17 protein-coding genes and 1 pseudogene are annotated in these 19,992 nt (G+C 43.8%); 11 read left to right on the forward strand and 7 right to left on the reverse strand.

Annotated elements, in window-relative coordinates; genetic code table 11:
* The first annotated feature begins 291 nt into the window (after positions 1 to 291).
* Both ACOCD9_RS13240 and ACOCD9_RS13245 read left to right on the forward strand, forming a co-directional pair.
* The gene (locus ACOCD9_RS13240; RefSeq protein WP_002735961.1) at positions 292 to 891 is read left to right on the forward strand and encodes a peroxiredoxin; all 600 of its coding nucleotides are present in this window, start codon (positions 292 to 294) and stop codon (positions 889 to 891) included.
* Between the two features lie 167 nt (positions 892 to 1,058).
* Positions 1,059 to 2,318, forward strand: coding sequence for an OFA family MFS transporter (locus ACOCD9_RS13245; RefSeq protein ID WP_419547749.1), 1,260 nt, complete (start codon positions 1,059 to 1,061; stop codon positions 2,316 to 2,318).
* 679 nt (positions 2,319 to 2,997) lie between these two features.
* Here the strand turns inward: ACOCD9_RS13245 and ACOCD9_RS13250 are convergent.
* The 3 genes from ACOCD9_RS13250 to ACOCD9_RS13260 are packed head-to-tail and all read right to left on the reverse strand — an operon-like array spanning position 2,998 to position 5,133.
* Entirely contained in the window at positions 2,998 to 3,561 is a 564-nt protein-coding gene (locus tag ACOCD9_RS13250) for a GUN4 domain-containing protein (protein ID WP_287704608.1), read from the reverse strand.
* Between the two features lie 53 nt (positions 3,562 to 3,614).
* Positions 3,615 to 4,745: a CO2 hydration protein gene (locus tag ACOCD9_RS13255; RefSeq protein ID WP_419547750.1), complete on the reverse strand. Its 1,131-nt coding sequence runs from the start codon at positions 4,743 to 4,745 to the stop codon at positions 3,615 to 3,617.
* A gap of 31 nt (positions 4,746 to 4,776) precedes the next feature.
* The gene (locus ACOCD9_RS13260; protein ID WP_149976206.1) at positions 4,777 to 5,133 is read right to left on the reverse strand and encodes a DUF1823 family protein; all 357 of its coding nucleotides are present in this window, start codon (positions 5,131 to 5,133) and stop codon (positions 4,777 to 4,779) included.
* Positions 5,134 to 5,379: 246 nt separating this feature from the next.
* On the opposite strand from ACOCD9_RS13260, the gene ACOCD9_RS13265 reads away from it, so the two are divergent.
* The 3 genes from ACOCD9_RS13265 to ACOCD9_RS13275 all read left to right on the forward strand — a co-directional run bounded on the left by ACOCD9_RS13265 (position 5,380) and on the right by ACOCD9_RS13275 (position 8,002).
* Positions 5,380 to 6,273 (forward strand): DMT family transporter, encoded by an 894-nt coding sequence (locus ACOCD9_RS13265; protein ID WP_194016458.1) that lies wholly within the window; start codon positions 5,380 to 5,382, stop codon positions 6,271 to 6,273.
* A 435-nt stretch (positions 6,274 to 6,708) separates the two neighbouring features.
* Complete coding sequence (locus tag ACOCD9_RS13270) at positions 6,709 to 7,407, forward strand: type 4 pilin (RefSeq protein ID WP_419547764.1); 699 nt, start codon at positions 6,709 to 6,711, stop codon at positions 7,405 to 7,407.
* On the forward strand, positions 7,385 to 8,002 hold the full coding sequence (locus ACOCD9_RS13275; protein WP_419547752.1) for a pilus assembly FimT family protein: 618 nt from the start codon (positions 7,385 to 7,387) through the stop codon (positions 8,000 to 8,002). Before ACOCD9_RS13270 ends, ACOCD9_RS13275 begins: the two co-directional genes overlap by 23 nt.
* Positions 8,003 to 8,112: 110 nt before the next feature.
* Here ACOCD9_RS13275 and ACOCD9_RS13280 read toward each other — a convergent pair whose 3' ends face one another.
* On the reverse strand, positions 8,113 to 8,496 hold the full coding sequence (locus tag ACOCD9_RS13280) for a hypothetical protein (RefSeq protein ID WP_287704602.1): 384 nt from the start codon (positions 8,494 to 8,496) through the stop codon (positions 8,113 to 8,115).
* 84 nt (positions 8,497 to 8,580) lie between these two features.
* Between ACOCD9_RS13280 and hslO the strand changes: the two genes are divergently transcribed.
* From hslO to ACOCD9_RS13305, 5 genes are all read left to right on the forward strand, one after another.
* The gene (gene hslO / locus ACOCD9_RS13285) at positions 8,581 to 9,495 is read left to right on the forward strand and encodes an Hsp33 family molecular chaperone HslO (protein WP_419547754.1); all 915 of its coding nucleotides are present in this window, start codon (positions 8,581 to 8,583) and stop codon (positions 9,493 to 9,495) included.
* A 63-nt stretch (positions 9,496 to 9,558) separates the two neighbouring features.
* Complete coding sequence (locus ACOCD9_RS13290; RefSeq protein ID WP_419547756.1) at positions 9,559 to 11,514, forward strand: chromosome segregation ATPase; 1,956 nt, start codon at positions 9,559 to 9,561, stop codon at positions 11,512 to 11,514.
* A gap of 461 nt (positions 11,515 to 11,975) precedes the next feature.
* Positions 11,976 to 13,187, forward strand: a complete 1,212-nt coding sequence (locus ACOCD9_RS13295; protein ID WP_287704596.1) for a pentapeptide repeat-containing protein — start codon at positions 11,976 to 11,978, stop codon at positions 13,185 to 13,187.
* 110 nt (positions 13,188 to 13,297) lie between these two features.
* Positions 13,298 to 14,941 (forward strand): Ppx/GppA phosphatase family protein, encoded by a 1,644-nt coding sequence (locus ACOCD9_RS13300; RefSeq protein ID WP_287704594.1) that lies wholly within the window; start codon positions 13,298 to 13,300, stop codon positions 14,939 to 14,941.
* A 223-nt stretch (positions 14,942 to 15,164) separates the two neighbouring features.
* The gene (locus tag ACOCD9_RS13305) at positions 15,165 to 16,814 is read left to right on the forward strand and encodes an alpha/beta hydrolase (protein WP_287704592.1); all 1,650 of its coding nucleotides are present in this window, start codon (positions 15,165 to 15,167) and stop codon (positions 16,812 to 16,814) included.
* Positions 16,815 to 16,984: 170 nt separating this feature from the next.
* On the opposite strand, the gene ACOCD9_RS13310 is transcribed toward ACOCD9_RS13305, so the two are convergent.
* Positions 16,985 to 17,275 carry a DUF3082 domain-containing protein gene (locus tag ACOCD9_RS13310; protein WP_002786666.1) on the reverse strand — a complete coding sequence of 97 codons (291 nt, stop codon included), beginning with the start codon at positions 17,273 to 17,275 and terminating at the stop codon, positions 16,985 to 16,987.
* A gap of 461 nt (positions 17,276 to 17,736) precedes the next feature.
* On the opposite strand from ACOCD9_RS13310, the pseudogene ACOCD9_RS13315 reads away from it, so the two are divergent.
* Positions 17,737 to 17,889: pseudogene (locus tag ACOCD9_RS13315) on the forward strand (IS630 family transposase); the annotation flags it as partial.
* Positions 17,890 to 17,997: 108 nt separating this feature from the next.
* On the opposite strand, the gene ACOCD9_RS13320 reads toward ACOCD9_RS13315, so the two are convergent.
* Positions 17,998 to 18,555, reverse strand: coding sequence for a 50S ribosomal protein L25/general stress protein Ctc (locus ACOCD9_RS13320; RefSeq protein WP_193960721.1), 558 nt, complete (start codon positions 18,553 to 18,555; stop codon positions 17,998 to 18,000).
* A gap of 27 nt (positions 18,556 to 18,582) precedes the next feature.
* Positions 18,583 to 19,926, reverse strand: a complete 1,344-nt coding sequence (locus tag ACOCD9_RS13325; protein ID WP_287704589.1) for an adenylosuccinate synthase — start codon at positions 19,924 to 19,926, stop codon at positions 18,583 to 18,585.
* Positions 19,927 to 19,992 lie beyond the last annotated feature (66 nt).

Raw genomic sequence — 19,992 nt, forward strand, 5'->3', positions numbered from 1 at the left:
TCCAGCTACATCAAATGTTCCAAAAAAATATAGAAGAGCTAATGCAAATTAGCCGCTATCGGTTGAAGGATTACATCAAAGGACAAAGAGCGATATCGCTTGCCCTATCTACCTTCTAGCTCGCTTGTCCCCCTCTCAGCCCATCACCCTATCTCCCTATCTCCCTATCTCCCCGCTGGCCACTGATAACTGATTGCTGACTACTCAAAATCGTTATGACTATGATATAGTTGTTAAGGAATGTAAAAATAGTTGCATTTTCCCAGAAACTAGATTAAGGAGATTAAGAGTATGACCGCCGAAGGTTGCTTAAGAGTCGGACAAGCGGCGCCGGATTTCACCGCGACCGCCGTTTTCGATCAAGAGTTCAAAACCATCAAATTGTCGGATTATCGGGGTAAATACGTCGTTTTATTCTTCTATCCCCTCGATTTTACCTTTGTTTGCCCCACGGAAATTACCGCTTTCAGCGATCGAGTTAGCGAATTTGCCAGCATCAACACCGAGATTTTAGGGGTGTCCGTCGATAGCGAATTTGCTCACCTAGCATGGATTCAAACCGAGAGAAAATCCGGCGGTGTCGGTGATGTGGCCTATCCGTTGGTGTCGGATTTGAAAAAAGAAATCAGCACCGCTTACAATGTTCTTGATCCTGATGCGGGGGTATCCCTGCGCGGTCTCTTTATCATCGATAAAGAAGGTGTTATCCAACACGCTACTATTAATAATCTTTCCTTTGGTCGCAGTGTCGATGAAACCCTCCGCACTCTGAAAGCGATTCAATACGTCCAATCCCATCCGGATGAAGTTTGTCCCGCCGGTTGGCAAGAAGGGGATGCTACCATGGTTCCCGACCCTGTGAAGTCAAAAGTTTACTTCGCGGCAGTTTAGTTAAAGTTCGTCAGAAGTCCCTCAGCTATAGATGGGGAGAGACTTTTAAGGGGGTGAATTATTTCACCCCCCATTTTAATCGGAAAATTTTCTGGAAAATTTGCCCTATTAGCCATGATCTCATCTAGAATACTGGCCAGCAAGTCTAGAAAGAGTCACGGCGATCTATGACTAACAGTAATTATGATTCCGAGTTGACAGTGTTGGGATTACCCGCAGCCAAAGGTAGATGGTTATTAATACCTCTAGGAATGGGCGTTTTACTCTGTTTAGGGACGGTGTACTCTTGGAGTATCTTTAGAAAACCCCTAGAAACAGAGTTAAATCTCAGCGCCACGGAAAGCCTATTACCCTACACTGTGGCCCTAGTATTTTATGCCGCTTCTATGCCGATCGCCGGTTTTTATATCCCCCGGGTAGGTACTCGCAGGATGACGGCTATCGGCGGAATTATCGTCGGTTTAGGCTATATTCTCGCTAGTTTTGCCGCTCAGATCCAGACAATTATTCTTACCTACGGAGTCATTGCTGGCACGGGAGTCGGCATCGCTTACGGTGTTCCCATGGCAGTGGTGGCACGCTGGTTTCCCGACAAAAAAGGTTTAGCGGTGGGTTTAACTATCATCGGATTTGGCCTTTCTCCCCTGATTACCGCACCTTTAGCCAATCGATTGATCAATGAATATAGCGTTAGACCAAGTTTAAGATTTTTGGGGATTATCTTTACAATAATTATTGTGATGATTGCCCTCGCCATGAAATTCCCCCCCCAGGACTGGCAACCCCCCGCCAATTTAGCTAATCGAAAATCCGACTTTCAGGCCAATTATCCGGTGAATATGCTGAAAAGTCGCTCATTTTATGGTTTATGGCTTTGCTATGCTATTGGTGCTTTAATTGGCTTGAGCGCCATCGGTATTTCTAGTCCCGTCGCTGAGGAAATTATCCAGATTGAGCCGGGGTTAGCCGCTAGTAGTGTGGCTCTATTTGCTTTGTTTAATGGTATTAGTCGTCCTTTGTTCGGTTGGTTAAGCGATCGCTGGAAACCCCATTATCTAGCGATCGGGGCCTATACACTCATTTTGATCGGTTGTCTGTTGATGGTCAAGGCCGAAAAAGGAGCAGTTACTAGCTATCTAGTGGCTTTTTGTCTATTTTGGTTCTGTTTAGGGGGATGGTTAGCCCTAGCTCCCGCTACCACTCTCCACTTCTTTAATCCTGACCACTACGCCCAAAATTACGGTATTGTTTTTACTGCCTACGGTGTCGGCGCTTTGATCGGAACTTTAGTAACTGGTAGAATTCGCGATTGGTTCGGTACTTACACTTATGCTTTTTATGCCATGGCTGTATTGGCAATACTGGGTATTTTTCTCGCTAGTGCCTTACTGAAAAGAGAGCGATCACATTTATCAAATCCTAGCTAGGGTCTGCTGAAAAAGTTTTTCGGTGGTGGCAGGGTGTGGGGTGTGGGGTGTGGGGTGTGGGGTGTGGGGTTTTACCGATTTTGAGGGGGCCAATTACCTAATTTTCAGGGAAAAAGTCCCGGAATTTTCCCCCTGATCACTCCCATGCCCGGTACTTTTTGATTGACAAAAAGTCTAAAAGTCTTACCCAACAAGGTTTTTAGATTTATTCAGCAAATCCTAGCTAAGGGAGTTAATCTTAGCCTAGACTAGATACTGCCGCCATTTTATACTTTAAAATACTCGAAAGAGGTCATATTAAACTCTATAGGTCTTTTAACCGCTCTTTTTCTGGGTGATTGTCGATCTTGAATCAAATCTCGGTTTTCCTGGAGGAAAGAAATTAACTGATCATCAGGGATTTCTCGGAACTCGCCAGTGTTCAATAAAACAGTAGCCATGGTAAATCGGACTCCTGAATATTCGTCTTGATCGCTATCATAGCAGCCCTCTACTAACAGGGAGTTCCCTAGAGTCAAAGAAATCACCGCTCAGGGGGAGTGTTCCCCGATCTCAATAACTGTCAGCTAACCGCTCAAAAGGGTGATAAATGCTATACTGCTACAGCCACTTTTATCCCGGTGGGAGCAAATTGGGGGGATAATAAAGCATGAAAATAGCCGATAATTCCTTTCATTGCCTATAAATCGCACTCTATCAGGCGAGTAAAGCAAAAAGTCACCATTTTTAACCCGTAGGGAGACTTCCACCAGAGAGCGGGAAAACAGCCTTCAGGAGCTGCTAGACTAAAATCCCAGTGATCATAATCATCAATACGCCACTCATCTTTGTCGCGCCATCCTACCAATTCCCCAAATTTTTTAATCGTTTCTGCATCTTGGGTACGCAGGGTGTTAATATCACCGCCGGCGGCAAAATATAACTTCACCTGATTGCTAAAACCGAAATGATCGCCGCTATAATTTTTCCAAAGGCGATCGAGTACCCGAATCACATTAACGGGAAACCGCATCATATCCTCTGGGGTTAAAGTATCGCGGGTTCTGCCGGCAGTTTCGAGGATAACTCGGAGAGTTTCTGCGTCTGCCTCCCTAAAGTTCCCCTCAGCTAGGAATTGCTGTAATTTACCATAGCGCTCGATGTCCGGTACTAACATCTGCCGCGCTTCGATGAGGGCAACCCGTTCGCTTAAAGATTGCAATTGAGCTAAAATATCCTGTAGTTGGGCGTTAATATCTGACATAAATGTAAGGGGGTTTGTTGACTGCAAAAATTACCGATTTATCGGCAGAATAATTATTGATTTACCGCTTCTAATCTTGACTTAACAAAGCGGTTCATCCATGCTTCTAGATAGATGCGATTGGCTTTTTGTTCTTTTAAATCTGTGGTAGTTAAAGGGTAAGGTGCTAATCCTTGAATGGCTGCCGTTGTTACACAAAACATCGACTTTTGAAAAGTTTCGCAGATCTGGACTAATAAATCTTCCTCTTGACGAAAACTCTTTTTATAAATGTCGTGCAGATAATCTGGTAAAAAGTGACGCATATCCTGCATTAATAGTGTGGGAGGAATCCCTGCACCTCCGATGGGTAAAGGATCCGCATACAAAGCACCATAGGCAAACATTCCTTGATCGTAGGGAATTTGATAGGCTTGGGCATTATAGGAAATTGTACCGGGGAAAGGTGTTCCGCGAAAGAAAACCGCCTCAACGTAGGGGATTGCCGTATCCGCAAGAAAGGTTAATCCTGCCGATTTGGGGATAAGATCATAGGTTTGTTCTTTGATTTTTACTTGATAGACAATTGGTTTACTAGCATTATCGACTAAATTTTTCTTAATGTGTGCCACCACTTCGGGAATACTGGTAATTTTTCCGGCATCGTAGAGATCGGATAAACTTAAAAAAGTATCGGCCATAATTCGCCAAAATTGACCTAAACCGCTATAGTAGGCCATCATCCGCATTTGTTCTGGCAAAAATTCAGGGAAGGCTTTATTTAAAATTAAAACTAGGGGATTATTCCTAAATTTGGACTGAATAACCTTGGCTGTCACTTCCCGAAAAGCGGCACTATCTACATAAGTATCTAAACCACCCCCACCATGCCAAAACATGGCTTTCATACAGTATTCAGCATACTCAAAATTAATGCGATTATGCCACCAGTGTTGTAGTAATTTCTGCCAAGATACTTGACCATTAAAATATTTAAAGAAAGGGAAAAAAACTAAAAACTGATTTTCCGCAATATAAATTAAATTTTTGGAATAAGCATCTAACACCACTCCGTAACTTTTCAAGATACCCACTACCTCGATCAAATTCTGGGGAGTATCTTTTAACAATGCTTCCCCAGCCGTGAGACGATCAATATAGGATGCTAGGGGGTGAGAGGAGGACTTGACAGGGATAGTGACCATGCTAGAAGCTTGATAAAATAACTTTCCTGATCTATTTTAACGCATAAAAGCACAACCAATTGGCGGCAGTGGCACGGCGAGTCATGCGGGGATTGAATTCGCCAATTTTATAACCAGTAAACCCCAATTTATCTTTTAATAATTGTTTATTTTCTGGCAAGATCGATCTAGTTAATTTTACTGTTGGGGGACGATTGGCAATAAAATCCGGGGGTTCGGGATATTCCCGTCGCCAATCTTCCTCTACTTGGCTATTATCCCATTTTCCTTGACTTTCATCGTAGCGATAACCTAAACTTTGCCAGACTAATTTATTAACGGTTTCGTCGTCAATTTCATCGTTAATAATCGCCCAAATTGTCTCTATATTTAATTCTGGTAGTTCCATAGATTAAGTGAATAGCAGATGGGGTGTGGGGAAGTGGGGTGTGGGGTGTGGGGAAGTGGGGTGTGGGGTGTGGGGTGTGGGCTTCGGCCGTGAGCTCAGCCGAACGGGTGTGGGGTGTGGGGTGTGGGGAGAATAAATAAAATAATCTCCTATTTCCTGACGACCGGCTACTGACGACCGGCTACTGCCTACGGTTAAAATAACTGGTGAATAACATCATTGATCATCGCGTAAGCGCAGCCCATTTTGCCTCCTTCTAACGCCAAAATTATTTTTATCTTAACTATCGGTGTGGTGTCGGTTTCTGCATCGGCAATTTTTATCCGGTTAGCGATCGAAGCGGTAGGTAATGCTACGATCGCATTTAGTTTATTTTTAGCGACTTCTCGTCTGATATTGGCTTCTGTTGTCCTAATTCCGAACTGGTTGACCTTATCACGCCAAAAAGTCCCTATTCAAGCCTATTATTACGCAGTGGGGGCAGGATTTTGTTTAGCTCTCCATTTTGCTACTTGGATTACTTCTCTATCCTACACCTCGATCGCCGCTTCCACCACTTTAGTCACCACTAATCCCCTCTGGGTTTCCCTGTTGGGTTGGTGGTGGTTTCGAGAAAAACCGACTAAATTAACCTTTATCGGCATTTTTGTGGCTCTAACGGGGGGATTATTGATTGTTTTAGCCGATCGAGATCTCAGTAGTTCTTATCCTAACCCTTTATTGGGCAATAGCTTGGCTTTAATTGGGGCAATTCTCGTCAGTGGTTATATTCTCCTCGGACGGGAAGCACAAAGAAAGGGCTTAAATATTAAGAATTATATAACTGTAGCCTACACTACCGCAGGATTAGCCTTATTGCCTTCTGTTTTTTTATTTGGTCAAGATTACGAAAGCTATCCCCTATCCGTGTATGTTTATGTGTTAATGATGGCGATTTTTCCGCAATTAATCGGTCATACTAGCTTTAACTGGGCTTTGCGATGGGTAGCACCGACAATAGTAACCATGGTAATTTTATTAGAGCCAATCGCCGCTAGTCTGTTAGGAGTGTTTATTTTTGGTGAAATACCAGCCCAAGAAGTCATTTATGGCGGATTAATTCTGTTAATTGGCGTAGGAATTGCTATTTTAGGCGGATAAGCTGTTAGTGGCTCTAATATTACTGGTTAAGTGCGATCTCGATCGCCAATTGTGATCACAGACAAAAGCTAGATTAGTGTACAATGCTAACTGAATGAGAGTTTAAGTAGGTAGGTCTTAAAAAGTTGCGGATGCCCCCCTTATCAAGGGGGGATTAAGGGGGGATCAGCACCCCCCTTATCAAGGGGGGATTAAGGGGGGATATATCTTCAATTTAATTATAAACAGCTACTTAGACAATCTGACCCACTTGAAAAATAGGGTTTTCGGGGAATTAATTCCCTGACTAAAATTAGAAATATTCGATTATCTGGGTAATCTGTAGTTGAGAGCTAAAAAAGCCAGTAGTTTTCGGGAAAAACGGGGGGGTAAAAAGTGAAATCAAAAGGAAAGGGGATACAGTCAAAACTGCCCTCGTCTGAGTCCGGTTTCTCGATGTTAGAAGTGATGATTGCCATTTTTACTATTACCGCTTTCTCAATAGGAACCCTACAGTTAATGGCATTCACTGCCTTATATAAAGTTCGGGCAGAAAGACAGGCTCAAGCTAACTTTTGGATTCAAGAAGATTTTGAGGATGTCAAATATTTAGCTTCGACTTTAGATGTTAATGACAATGATGATAGCGTCAATGCAGATAATCATGATCCCGATCGTTTTAGTGAAATATATCCTAATGTTTGCTCAGATATAAATCAAGGTTATGCCAGAGAACTCAGAAGGCGTTTACCCTCCCAGGATCCAGATTTTAGAGATCCTGAACCTCCTCCTGATCCTGATGATTATGCTATTCCCGCTAGTGATTTACCTCAACTACCATTATCACGAGAATTGAGACCATTACCACCATTAGCAGAAACATTAGTTGCAACACGAGAAATTGTAGGTAAAAACTATTCTCTTTATCGGACTTTTCCTGATGATTTTGAACCAAGGGATAATCCTCTGGCAGGCACAGCCCAGATATATAATCCCCATCGTCTCCGTATAGAGTATAAGGTGAAGTTAGCTGATGGTGAAATAGCTAATGACTATCAAACTCAAGAAAGAGACGAAAGAAACGAAGAAGAAGGAAAATTTCTTGCTAAAAGTTCTGTCGAGGTGATTCCCGATGCGTCGTTTAAATGTCCATAAAAATCAGGGTTTTACCCTGTTAGAAATTTTGGTAGCTTTGGCAATTACGGGAATTCTTGCCGCCTTAACCCTACCTAATTTATCAGCTTGGTTGAATAGAAATAAAGTCCAACAAGCCACCGATGCTATACAATTAGCCCTAGAGGATGCCCAAAGACAAGCTATCCGTCTGGGGAGGAATTGCACGATTAATTTTACTAACCCGACTGGTACTAATCCCACGGTTTACTCGCAAATAACCGCCAGTGAACCAGATTGTTTAGTGGCGACTAATACTAATGGAGGTTCCCTAAGTCTGCCGCAGGAAATATTTATGGTGGTGAATAATTTTCCCACCCTGGGCAGCAGTCCGGGGGTGCAGTTTTCCTTTCGGGGTCATGTGCCGAGGTTAACCTTTGATCCGCCACAAAACCGAGCGATAATCGTATTATATCCCGCCGCCGATGCCTCCGCTGCCCCCTATCCCAACCAAGAAAAAAAATGTATAGTTATCGCTTCTCTGCTAGGAATAGTTAAACAAGGCACTTATACTGGAACTTTAACTAACCTCGATGCCAATAATTGTCAAATCCGTCTCGATGGAACTCAACCCTAATCAGTTATCAGTTATCAGTTATCCGTTATCCGTTACCAGATGTGAGTTTTTAGTTCACTGTTTACTGTTTACTGTTCACTGTTCACTAATTACTGATTACTGTTCACTGATTACTTTTGATTGCTCAGAAATAGTCGTAATTTCAATAAACTGAGAGTTTGACCGAGATTGAGGGGAAGGAGAGAAATGCCTTCTAACCGCGATTGTAACCAACCATCGCCCCAATACCATTCGTGATAGCCATCGATACCTTGACTCAAAAGCAAGCGTAAACACTGGTCATTGGCCGATAAAACCTGATGTTGTACGGGGATTAAACCTAACCAAGAGGTAAAAGTCAAACCTTCCTCTAATTTATCGGGTAGATTGAGTGAGAGCATTTGCGGCCACAGCCATTGACGGAGATGAGCAGTTTTGAGCAAACTATCCCGGATAGCCTGTTCACTGGCCGAGATTTCGATACGCAGCTGACTTTGTTGAAAATTGCCGAACATATTATTGTCTAATAATTTTTGTTAAGTTAGTTAAAGAATAACTAAAAATCGGGACAACGTTTTCCAAGGATAACAGTAAGTAGTATGGCAGATAAATTAATCCGCGCCACGGCCGCCGATGGGGGAATTAGAGTAGTAGGAGTGATTACCACCCGTTTAACCGAAGAAGCTCGCCAAAGACATCAATTATCTAACGTAGCCAGCGCCGCTCTCGGTCGCACGATGGCATCGGCTTTACTCTTGGCTTCCAGTTTAAAAAAACCCGGTTCTAGGGTCAATATTCGCATTAAAGGCGATGGTCCTCTAGGTGGGGTCTTGGTTGATGCCGGACTCGATGGCACAGTGCGCGGTTATGTGGACTGTCCCCAGGTGGAATTACTCCCCAATGCTAAGGGTAAATTAGATGTGGGTCGCGCCGTCGGTAACAAGGGTTATGTGCGGGTCTTACGCGAAGAAAAAGGCGAGGGGAGAAATGAACTTCAAGAAAGCATCGTCGAGATAGTTTCTGGGGAAGTGGGGGAAGATATCGCCTACTATCTAGACCAATCGGAACAAATTCCCTCCGCTTTGCAAGTGGGGGTTTTTGTCGGTACGACCACAGGAGTAACGGCAGCCGGGGGAATTTTATTACAAGTTCTCTCTAAAGAAGCAGCCCGGGATGAGGTCTTAGTGGCTCGTTTAGAGTCGAGATTGCGAAAATTAACGGGATTTACGCCCCTTTTACGCGCAGGAAAAAGTCTAGAAGATATTTTTCAGGAACTTCTCGGAGATATGGGTCTAGAAATTTTTCCGGCTGTGCAGCTGCTGCGTTTTGATTGTGATTGTTCTTTTGAACGGGCCCTAGGAGCTTTAAAATTCCTCGGGGTCGATGAATTAAAAGACATTATCGAAAAAGATAAACAAGCGGAAGCCATCTGTGAGTTTTGTCGGGAAGTGTATAATGCCAACGAGACACAATTAATCGAATTAGTCCAGTCTCTACAGGCTGAATCTTGCTGAGAAGTCGGGCAATGAGCGCCATTAGGGTAAAATCTATCTAAAATACCTGTCGGGGAGTAGTGAATGTTTAAAGGAAAAGAATTAACCAAAAATCTAGTCAAACGAGAATCGATTGACTCCCTGACTCGTTGGCCAGAGAAAACTAAATCTTTTCTTTTTCTCTTTTGGTACCGATACCAGCATCGTTTCACCTGGAAAGTTTGGGCGGCTTTATTTGTGGTGGTCTTTGGCGGTGTTGGCTTTCTCGCCACTTGGCAGTTATTAAATATGCAGAAGTCGCCCAATTGCCCGAAAATCTTCTGGCCTGTCGCTTCTGCCTCCCTACGTCTCTACTGCGCTCAACTTTCCGCCGATAGTCGCACCGTGGCAGGTTTACTCGAAGCAATTGCCCTAGTGGAAGCTTTACCCGAAGACCATCCCTTGCGCTCGCAAGTTAATCAACAGGTGGAAGAATGGGCGCGAGATATCCTCAATTTGGCTGAAAAAGACTATCAAGCGGGAAATTTAGAGCAAGCAATCGCTAAAGCTCGTCAAATCCCCAATAATATGGCAGTAGCGGCAATTATTGAAGAAAGAATCGCTAAGTGGCAAGGAACTTGGACGGAAGGCAACGAGATCTTAAGCAAACTAGAGGAAAATCTCCGCGCTTCCAACTGGAATCAATCTTTTCGTCTAGCAGTGGATTTATTGAACTTAAATAACGAATATTGGGCAACGGTTAAATATAATGAAGCACTCGCTAAAATTACCGTCGCCCGGGAAGATAGCAGTAAATTAGATAATGCCTTTAATCTCTTTGCCCGGGGCGGTCTCGACAATTGGTTCAAAGTCATCGAAGAAGCTAGAAAAATTCAAGCCAGCAGTTATGCCTATCAGGAGGCACAAAAATTAATCGGGAAAACCGAGGATAAACTGAAAGAATACGCCGAAAGATTAATTGAGCGGAAGCAATGGCAAGCTCTCCGGGATTTGGCTAACGAAAGCCCCGAAGACCTCAAAATTAAAGCAGATATCACCGATTGGTCCGTCTTGTCCACGGCGGCCTTAGATGCGGAAACCGGCACGGTGGACGGATTAGAAGCCGGCATACTGGGACTAGAACAAATCGACCCTTCTCGACCCCTCCATCAAACAGCCCTAGCTATGAAGGAGCGCTGGCAGTTACAGGTACAGGATGTAAAAATACTGTCTGAGGCCAGAGATTTAGCACAAGCAGGTACGATCGAGCAGTATAGCGCCGCTATCGCGAAAGCGGGCGAGGTTCCCCGGAATAATCCCCTCTGGTCGCAAGCACAGCAGGAAATTGGCTCTTGGAATCGTCAAATACAAGTGATTGAAGACCAGCCGATTTTAGAACGCGCCCAAGAAATTGCTCTCCCCAGCGATATTAACTCCCTCAGTCAGGCTATTATTCAGGCCCGGGCCATTGGTAAAAATCGGGCCCTATACCGAGATGCTCAACGGGAAATTCGCGGCTGGCAAGTGCGGATTGAACGCATGGAGGATCAACCCATTTTAGATCAGGCCCAAGCTTTGGCCAATCTCAAAGACTATAGCACAGCGATCGAAACTGCCAATCAAATTCCCCCCGGTCGCGCTCTTTCCTCGGAAGTTTCCCAACATATCCGTCGTTGGCGCCGAGAGTTGCGGGCCCGTCAAAATCTCCAACAGGCTAATCAATTAGCGGCGACGGGAACCCCAGAAGGTTTAACCCGGGCGATTGCTTTAGTTACCAATATTTCCACTCAAACCGATGCGGGTGTGCAACGGACTGAATTGCTGGAACGTTGGAGTTATCAGCTTTTGTCTTTAGCCACGGATCAAGCTAATAACGGCCGTTATCTGGAAGCTATTCGCCTTGCTGAATCCGTATCCCGGGAAAGTACCGCCTACAGTTCGGCTCGCTCCCAAATGCAAGGCTGGCGCAATATTCTCCAACCTCCGGCCCCACCGCCAATAGTTGAATCGACTCCCCTTTCCCCAGAGTCCCCGATAGAAGCACCGAGTCCGGGTCAATAATCAGTTTTAGAGGCTGTTTTTGCTGTGGATTGCCCCTAAAAAAGTCCCTCATCCCCGTTGGTCTGTCCAGTTAAATCTGCATTATACTAAATCCTGTTTACAAGGTATGGGAGAGCGGGGGAGCGGGGAGAAACAATCCATAACTTGGGAGTTCATCGCACTATTAAAAACCGACTTAGTATAAATTGCCAAAAAATACCAAAGCCAATTTTTAAAAGATAATAGTTGTTATGAATTAAGTTAATCAATCAAGCAAAAAACAGATCTCCGTAATTTCTATAAACCTCCTGCATAATTAATTTTTCATGGTTCAAAAACAGCAATAATAAGGATTAAATAACACAAAATCTTTAAATAGACCATTTAATTGATTATTATTCATTCTTAATTCTCCTGACTACTGACTACTGGCTACTGACTCCTAACCCTAAAAACGATTTTTGATTTCTGTAAGAGGTCTTATGAAAGCAAGTGAGGTACTGGATTTATATGCCAAAGGTAAACGCAGTTTTACAGGAGTAAAATTAAAAGGACAGTGTTTTCAAGGAAAGAATTTATCAGGGGCTAATTTTAGTAAAGCAGATCTCCGTGGTACTAATTTTCAAGGTGCTATTTTAGAGGGAACTAAATTTACCGAGGCTAGGGCAGGATTACTAAAGCGCGGTCGGCTACAATTAATTTTAACTTCTTGGTTAATAGCGGCTATCTGCGGCTATCTGTGGGGATTAACTGGGTATTACCTAGCTTTAATGCTGGTGACAGATGTAACCGAATTTAAAATCATTGGTGCGGTGATAATCACGATTTTATTTATAATTTACGGAAGATTTTATCCTCAGCGAGTTGGGGGATTACCCTTAGTTTTATCCTTGATTTCTGGTCAAGCAACAAGTTTTATCCTAGCAATTGGCATCAGCTTAATTTTAACTTTATTGACAGTAATTATACTAGCTTTTCAAGGAGCATTAGCTGGAATAGCCGTGATGAATGGAACTTTTTCTATAGCTTTGATGGTTGGGGTTTTTGGTACTTTATTCACCGCTTATCTGGCCTGGTTATCCCTAGAAGAATCGGGAGAAACGATCACGAAATCGATAGCAATTGCTTTTTTAGCCAGTAAAGGTACAAATTTTTGCGGGGCAAATCTTAAAGAAGCTGATTTCACAGGAGCGCAGTTAAAAGCCACTGATTTAAGGGCAAAAGATTTAACTAGAACTCGATTTTATCTGGTATCGGGCATCGAGCGAGCGCGTTGGGAAAAGACAATTTTGGCCGAAGTGGCGATGAGAAATCTTCTGGTGACTGGTCAAGGGGAAAATAAAGCTTATATTGGCTATAATTTTCGCGGACTAAATCTTTCCGGGTTTAACTTCAAAAATGCCAACCTGACTAGGGCAAATTTCAGCGAGGCAAATTTAGCCTACGCCAATCTACAAGGGGCCAATTTAGCCCATAGTAACGTGATGAGAGCCAATTTACAGGCAGCCACCCTGACGGGCGCTTGTATCGAAGCTTGGAAAATCGCCGAAAATACCAATCTAGAAGGGGTTGATTGTGATTATATCTATTTAGTCGAGTCTGACCAAGAGCGCCGTCCCAGGGAGGGAGAATTTGGGGAAGGGGAATTCCGGCAATTGGCCCTGGAGCAGCGAAAATTGTATATTGACGAATAAGATAACTGCTAGACAAAGCTAAAATTGCGGCGCCGAGGCGGACAATTAGAGGGATAATAAGACCAGCCCTAACACCTATCCCCCGACTGGTAACTGATCACTGATAAGCGATGGTGAATATTTCTAATCAAGTTACACCCAATCGGGAACTAGCGCCCCCGGCAAAAGTCCCCGATGTCCAAATCCTAGCGGCGATCGATATTGGTACGAATTCGGTTCACATGGTAGTGGTGAAAATTGAACCGTCTTTACCCGCTTTTACGATTATTGCCCGAGAAAAGGATACAGTCCGTCTCGGCGATCGAGATCGGAAAACCGGTAAATTAACCCTAGTGGCCATGGAAAGAGCGATCGCTGCTTTAAAACGCTGTCACGATTTGGCGATTAGTCTCCATACGGATCAGATTATTGCCGTGGCCACCAGCGCCACCCGGGAAGCGGCCAACGGTGACGAATTTTTGGCTTTAATCGAGAAAGAAGTCGGTATTTCTGTAAATCTCATCTCCGGACAGGAGGAAGCTCGCCGGATTTATCTCGGTGTCGTCTCGGGAATGGATTTCCAAAATCAAGCCCATATTATTATCGATATCGGTGGTGGTTCCACAGAATTAATCTTAGCTGATAGTCAAGAAATTCGCTTTCTTAGTAGTACCAAAATCGGCGCGGTGCGTTTGAGCCAAGATTTCATCACTACCGATCCCATTAGTACCACAGAATTAGCCTATTTAAGGGCATACACCAGGGGAATGTTGGAGCGAGCAGTAGAGGAAATTAAACATCATTTACAGGTGGGAGAAGTGCCGCGTTTAGTGGGAACTTCTGGCACGATCGAAACTTTGATGACTATCCATGCTTTGGAGAAATTGGGTGAAATTCCCAATCCTTTAAATGGTTATCAATTAACCCGCAAAGATGTCAAAGAATTGGTCAAACGTTTCGCCACTTTGGACTATCACCAAAGACTGGCAATTCTGGGGATGTCCGATAAACGGGCCGAGATCATTCTAGCCGGTTCGATCGTGCTTTTGGAAGCGATGACCATGTTAGATGTTGATAAGTTAGTTCTCTGTGAAAGGGCCTTGCGAGAAGGGGTAATCGTCGATTGGATGCTGACGCACGGTTTAATTGATAATCGGTTACTTTATCAGAGTGAAATCCGTCAGCGCAGTGTCTTGAAAATAGCGAAAAAGTATCAAGTTAATTTAGAATCTGCTGAGAGAATAGCGGCATTTTCCCTGTCTTTGTTCGAGCAAACTCAAGCACAATTACATTCTTGGAATCAGGAGGCTAAAGATTTATTATGGGCGGCGGCTATACTGCATAATAGTGGTTTATATGTTAGTCATGCTGCCCATCATAAACATTCCTATTATTTAATTCGCAATGGTGAACTGTTGGGCTATACGGAAATAGAGTTAGAAGTGATCGCTAATATCGCTCGTTATCATCGCAAAAGTAAGCCGAAGAAAAGGCACGATGATTTTATGAAATTAACTGAATACTATCAGTATATGGTCAGACATTTAAGTGCTATACTGCGCTTGGCTGTGGCTTTAGATCGGCGACAAATAGGAGCGATTAAAAAGATTGAATGTAAGTATGATCCTGAATATAGAACCCTACATCTGCATCTTTTTCCCAATAATGCTGAAGATGATTGTGCTTTAGAATTGTGGAGTTTAGACTATAAAAAACCTGTTTTTGAGGAAGAATTTGGGGTGAAAGTGGTGGCAACTTTGGCATTTTTACCCTGAAATCATGAGCGGTGATCGGTTATTGTTGACTACCGATGGTAGCTTGAAATCGGCAAGATTGGAATTTTCGAGACTTTTTACCTATTATTCTAGGTCAAGATTATCGATCGAGGTAAATTGATAATTTTTGTTGATAGTCAAGCAAAAAAAACGTTAAAAACTGCTAAGTTACTGTTATAATCCAGAGGGAATAGGAACGCAGAAAGAAAAGGAGCAGAAAAACTTGTTGCAATTAGCTAAAATCGGTCGCTCGATCGCTCTGGGTTGCTTGGGAACAATACTGACTAGCTTTCCTGTCCTCTCGGCCGAGAGAATCACTTTTATCTTAGCGCCCTTTAGTCGTACCCTAGAAATTAGTTCCCTAGAAAAGTTTGCCAAAACTGGCAGAATTGACGCTAATCTAAGACAATATTTAGGTAATACAACCGCCGAACAACAAAAAGAATTTCGGCAAGCTTTAACCACAAGTAAAGAAATTAATCCCGTCCTGATCTCGCGCTTTTTTAACACCAGAATGGGGGAAGATATCCTCAACCTTTTAGGGGAACTGATCACCATTCAAGGGGGTATTAATGGTAAATTTGCCCTGCGTTCTGCCCTAATTAAATCAGCTTTTGAACCGGGAGGGGTAACTATTCTTAACCTGCTGCGTAATCTGCCCACTAATATGCAGATTGATGTGACAAAAGTGCAAAGATTAGCTAGGGCGATCGATATCGTCCTGAAAGCCACCACAGTATTCACGGAAAAGGTGGCGCAATTATCCTTAGAAGAAGCTAAAAAGGCTGGTGAAATTAATTTTACCGCCATGACTGACCCCCGACAACCCGGACCGCAACAAGTGGAACAGATGCGGCTGGATTTAACCGATAGCCGTCGTCAGAGGGAACTTTATCTAATTATTGTCAAACCCAAGGGGCAATTAACCCAGAAAACCCCCGTTATTGTCTTTTCCCACGGTTTAGCTTCCCGTCCCGAAGATTTTGTCCGACAAGCGGAACATTGGGCTAGTTACGGTTATCTCGTCGCCATGCCCCAACACCCCGGCAGTGATACCCTACAGGTACAGAATCTACTCGCCGGTTTATCGCGGACGGTTTTTTATAGCAACGAATTTGTCAATCGTCCATTGGACATATCTTTTGTGATCGATGAATTGCAAAGACGCAACGCTAGGGAATTTCAGGGGCAATTAGATTTAGATAATGTGGGAGTTGGTGGACATTCCTTCGGCGGTTATACAGCCTTAGCCGTGGGTGGAGCGACAATCGATTTCGAGAATCTACAACGGGACTGTCAAAGAAGATTAGCTTTTCTCAATGTCTCCCTCTTGCTGCAGTGTCGTGCTTTGGATTTACCCCGAGAAGAATACAACTTTCGCGATCAAAGAATAAAAGCGATTTTTGCGGTTAATCCGTTTAATTGGAGTATTTTTGGGGCTAAAGGACTGGCTAAGATCGAAATTGCCACTTTTGTAGCGGCAGGAACCTACGATCCCGCCACCCCAGCTATTTTTGAACAGGTGCGCTCTTTTCCCCTCCTCAATACCGAAAATAAATATTTAGCTCTGATTGAAGGTCAAGCTCACGTCGATTTTTCGGTACTAGATGCGGGAATTAACGAAGCGATCGAATCCGTAGCCGATCTTACCCTGCCAGCACCCTATCTGATCGATAGTTACGCCCATTCCCTATCTTTGGCCTTTTTTGAGGTCTATATTCGCAAAAACCCCAGCTATAAACCTTTTTTACAGGCGGCCTATTCCCAATATCTCAGTCAAGGCCAGGAGTTTAGATGTTTTCTGATTACCCGCGCTTCCTCGGCTGCTTTAGAACAACTGATCAAAGATTTTGTTGCTCAAAATGTCCGTTAATCAGTGATCAGTTAAGTAGTCGTGCAAAATTAATTTCCTAGGGAAGATAGGCAAAAGGCAAGAGGCAAGAGGTGGTTAGATATGTGTAATTAATTTTGCTTAGGTACTTATCAGTTAACTGAAAAAAATTACCACCTCCTACTCCCAATTCATAATTCATAATTCATAATTTATGTTTGTTGAGGGCGTTTAAGTAGTAATTGGATAGCCAAAAGAATTAAACCAATGGTGACAAAAGCAAAAATAAAGGTTCCTAGAGAAGCTAAACCAAAAACTAAAGTGCGGACAGCACTGCCAATTCTCAAGGCGATCGGACTGTGCGCAACCATTGGTTTTGAGTAAAAAGAATGACCGATCGCTGCCGTGAGATAATAGAGAATTGTCCCCAATGCTGCCGAAATTGCCGCGCCAACTAAACAGCGAGTAGGAGTAACTTTTTTGGTTTCTAATTCTGTGGTCATTACTTTTTAGTCCTCAAATACTGCCCGGGTTAAATTTTAATTAGGGTTTGCTGAAAAAGTTTTTCGTGGGGGTAGGGTGTGGGGTGTGGGGTGTGGGGTTTTACGGATTTTGAGGGGGTCAGTTACCTAATTTTCAGGGAAAAAGTCCTGGAATTTTACCCCCGATCACTCCAATAGCTGGCACTTTTTGAGGGAAAAAAAGTCTAAAAGTCTCATCCAACAAGATTTTTAGATTTATTCAGCAACCCCTAATTAAACCTCTTGCATAATTAATTTTTGAGGGTTCAAAAACGTCAAAAATAAGGATTAAATGGCATCAAATCTGTAAATAGATCATTTAATTGATTATTATTCATTCTCAATTTTCCTGACTACTGACTACTGACTCATAACCCTAACAACAATTTTTGATTTTTACAAGAGGTCTTATGAAGGTAGATCAGACAGTGATGCAATTCAGACTTGAATCAGCCTATTATGAAAACTTTTCTGACTTTTCTTCAGCTATTTATGGATGCCTGAATGATGCCGATCTGAAACATAAAAAACAACTGGATTCCTTGCTTACTCTAGGATTTCAGAAGTTTAATAAATCTCAGATTATCAACGTCTAAAGTATATAAACCCCCAGTAGATGGGAGCGCCAGAGCTGCGGAGCAGTAACCAGTAAACAGTAAATAATGAAATATGATTTGCTGATGACTGATCACTGATCACTGAATTTACCTTTTAGCGGCAACAATGGCAAAAACGGTGGTATGGGGATCGTCTTTTAAAGTCACCCCTTCCGGCATCTTTAAATCACCCACGAGCAGGGATTGCCCCACACCGATGCCCGAAACATCAAATTCGATCACTTCCGGGATATTATCAGCAATACAGGAGACATTAACTTCGTTAACGAACTGTTCGATTAAACCGCCCTGTTTGGTTCCGATCGCTTCTCCCATGGCTTTAATCGGAACGACGATATCGAGCTTACCGTGGGCAGATACCGAGAAGAAACTGAGGTGATAGAGATTTCTTTTCCAGGGATGAGATTGTACCTCTTGGATCAAAGCTTTTCCCGTCCAAGGCATTTCGGGAACATTCACATCCACCAGGGTATTATTCACCGAGGCCTTTTTGAGTAGGGTTAAGGCCGCTTTTTCTCCCACCACCAGAGAAACCGATTCCGTGCCGTTGTGGCCATAGAGAACCGCCGGGATCAAACCCTGACGACGTAGGGCCCTGGGGTTAATATTTTCGGGTCTTTTTTGACATTCAACGCTAACTTGCATAGTTGACTAATCCTCTTTGACAATAATTTAAAATTCGTAATTATCCCAAGGCGAGCCATTTTCGTCCAAAAGAGCGCGTTTTGGCCCGTGAATGGGGTCTTCAACGATGATAGTTTGGTCGCGACTAGCTCCTAGGGAGATAATCGCGATCGGTACCTCCATGATCGCCCCTAGGAATTTTAGATAATCGAGGGCCTGTTTGGGCAGGTCTTCCAGACTCCGACAATCGCTGGTGGGTTGTTGCCACCCCGGCATCGTTCGGTAAATCGGTTGACAACGGGCGAATTCCACCGCACTGCTGGGTAAATGGCGACAGGTTTTGCCGTCCAATTCGTAGGCGACACAGACTTTGATTTCCTCTAGGGTATCGAGAACATCTAATTTGGTGATCGCTAGACAGTCTAAACCATTGATTCGCACTGCGTAACGACCGATCACCGCATCAAACCAACCGCAGCGACGACGACGGCCGGTGGTGGTCCCGAATTCCGCCCCGCGATCGCACAATAACTGCTCGATCTCCCCCTCTAATTCCGTGGGAAATGGACCTTCCCCTACCCTAGTGGTGTAAGCTTTGGCCACACCGATCACTCGATCGATTACCGTCGGACCGATGCCAGAACCCACACAAGCACCCCCAGCGATCGGATTGGAGGAAGTAACGTAGGGATAGGTTCCGTGATCGAGGTCGAGTAGGGTGCCTTGGGCCCCTTCAAAAAGAATATTCTTACGCTTGCGGATTGCTTCGTAGATTTTTAAGGAACTATCGACCACATGGGGACGAAGTTTCTCGGCATATTCTAGATACTCCTCGATCACCGTCTTCGCATCTAAAGGCGGTAAGTTATATAACTTTTCTAAAATGACGTTTTTATAATTGATCGTCCATTCTAGTTTGTGCTGCAGATTCTCGGTATTGATCAAGTCGATGACTCGAATACCGATGCGCTCAGATTTATCCGCATAGGTGGGGCCAATACCCCTTCCCGTGGTGCCGATTTTATATTTACCCCGTTTTTCCTCGGATGCTTGATCGAGCAGCCGATGATAGGGCATAGTGACATGAGCCGTTTGCGAGATATAGAGATTGTCGGTGGTGACATTGAGGGCGTGTAATTGCGCCATCTCTTTGAGTAACACCGAGGGATCTATGACTGTTCCCGAGCCGATTATACATTCCGTATCCGGGTAGAGAATCCCGGAGGGAATTAGATGGAGTTTGAACGTTTGATCATCGACGACGACGGTATGACCCGCATTTACGCCACCTTGAGAACGCACCACCACATCCGCCGATCGACTCAGCAGATCCGTGATTTTTCCTTTTCCTTCGTCGCCCCACTGAGCGCCGATTACAATAACGTTAGCCAAGGTATTTTAGTCTAGCTAAAGTTCACACAAACTACCATTATCCACACTGGATAGACATTTTGTCAA

It is taken from the genome of Microcystis sp. (assembly GCF_048564745.1).
Taxonomy (GTDB): Bacteria; Cyanobacteriota; Cyanobacteriia; order Cyanobacteriales; family Microcystaceae; genus Microcystis; species Microcystis ichthyoblabe_A.

What these genes read in the sequence shown, in the direction of transcription:
- ACOCD9_RS13275 (WP_419547752.1), top strand. Translation starts at nt 7,385, where the DNA reads ATGCGTCGTTTAAATGTCCATAAAAATCAGGGTTTTACCCTGTTAGAA.
- ACOCD9_RS13290 (WP_419547756.1), top strand. Translation starts at nt 9,559, where the DNA reads ATGTTTAAAGGAAAAGAATTAACCAAAAATCTAGTCAAACGAGAATCG.
- ACOCD9_RS13250 (WP_287704608.1), bottom strand. Translation starts at nt 3,561, where the DNA reads ATGTCAGATATTAACGCCCAACTACAGGATATTTTAGCTCAATTGCAA.
- ACOCD9_RS13255 (WP_419547750.1), bottom strand. Translation starts at nt 4,745, where the DNA reads ATGGTCACTATCCCTGTCAAGTCCTCCTCTCACCCCCTAGCATCCTAT.
- ACOCD9_RS13280 (WP_287704602.1), bottom strand. Translation starts at nt 8,496, where the DNA reads ATGTTCGGCAATTTTCAACAAAGTCAGCTGCGTATCGAAATCTCGGCC.
- ACOCD9_RS13270 (WP_419547764.1), top strand. Translation starts at nt 6,709, where the DNA reads ATGTTAGAAGTGATGATTGCCATTTTTACTATTACCGCTTTCTCAATA.
- ACOCD9_RS13240 (WP_002735961.1), top strand. Translation starts at nt 292, where the DNA reads ATGACCGCCGAAGGTTGCTTAAGAGTCGGACAAGCGGCGCCGGATTTC.
- ACOCD9_RS13300 (WP_287704594.1), top strand. Translation starts at nt 13,298, where the DNA reads ATGGTGAATATTTCTAATCAAGTTACACCCAATCGGGAACTAGCGCCC.
- hslO (WP_419547754.1), top strand. Translation starts at nt 8,581, where the DNA reads ATGGCAGATAAATTAATCCGCGCCACGGCCGCCGATGGGGGAATTAGA.
- ACOCD9_RS13295 (WP_287704596.1), top strand. Translation starts at nt 11,976, where the DNA reads ATGAAAGCAAGTGAGGTACTGGATTTATATGCCAAAGGTAAACGCAGT.
- ACOCD9_RS13320 (WP_193960721.1), bottom strand. Translation starts at nt 18,555, where the DNA reads ATGCAAGTTAGCGTTGAATGTCAAAAAAGACCCGAAAATATTAACCCC.
- ACOCD9_RS13260 (WP_149976206.1), bottom strand. Translation starts at nt 5,133, where the DNA reads ATGGAACTACCAGAATTAAATATAGAGACAATTTGGGCGATTATTAAC.
- ACOCD9_RS13310 (WP_002786666.1), bottom strand. Translation starts at nt 17,275, where the DNA reads ATGACCACAGAATTAGAAACCAAAAAAGTTACTCCTACTCGCTGTTTA.
- ACOCD9_RS13245 (WP_419547749.1), top strand. Translation starts at nt 1,059, where the DNA reads ATGACTAACAGTAATTATGATTCCGAGTTGACAGTGTTGGGATTACCC.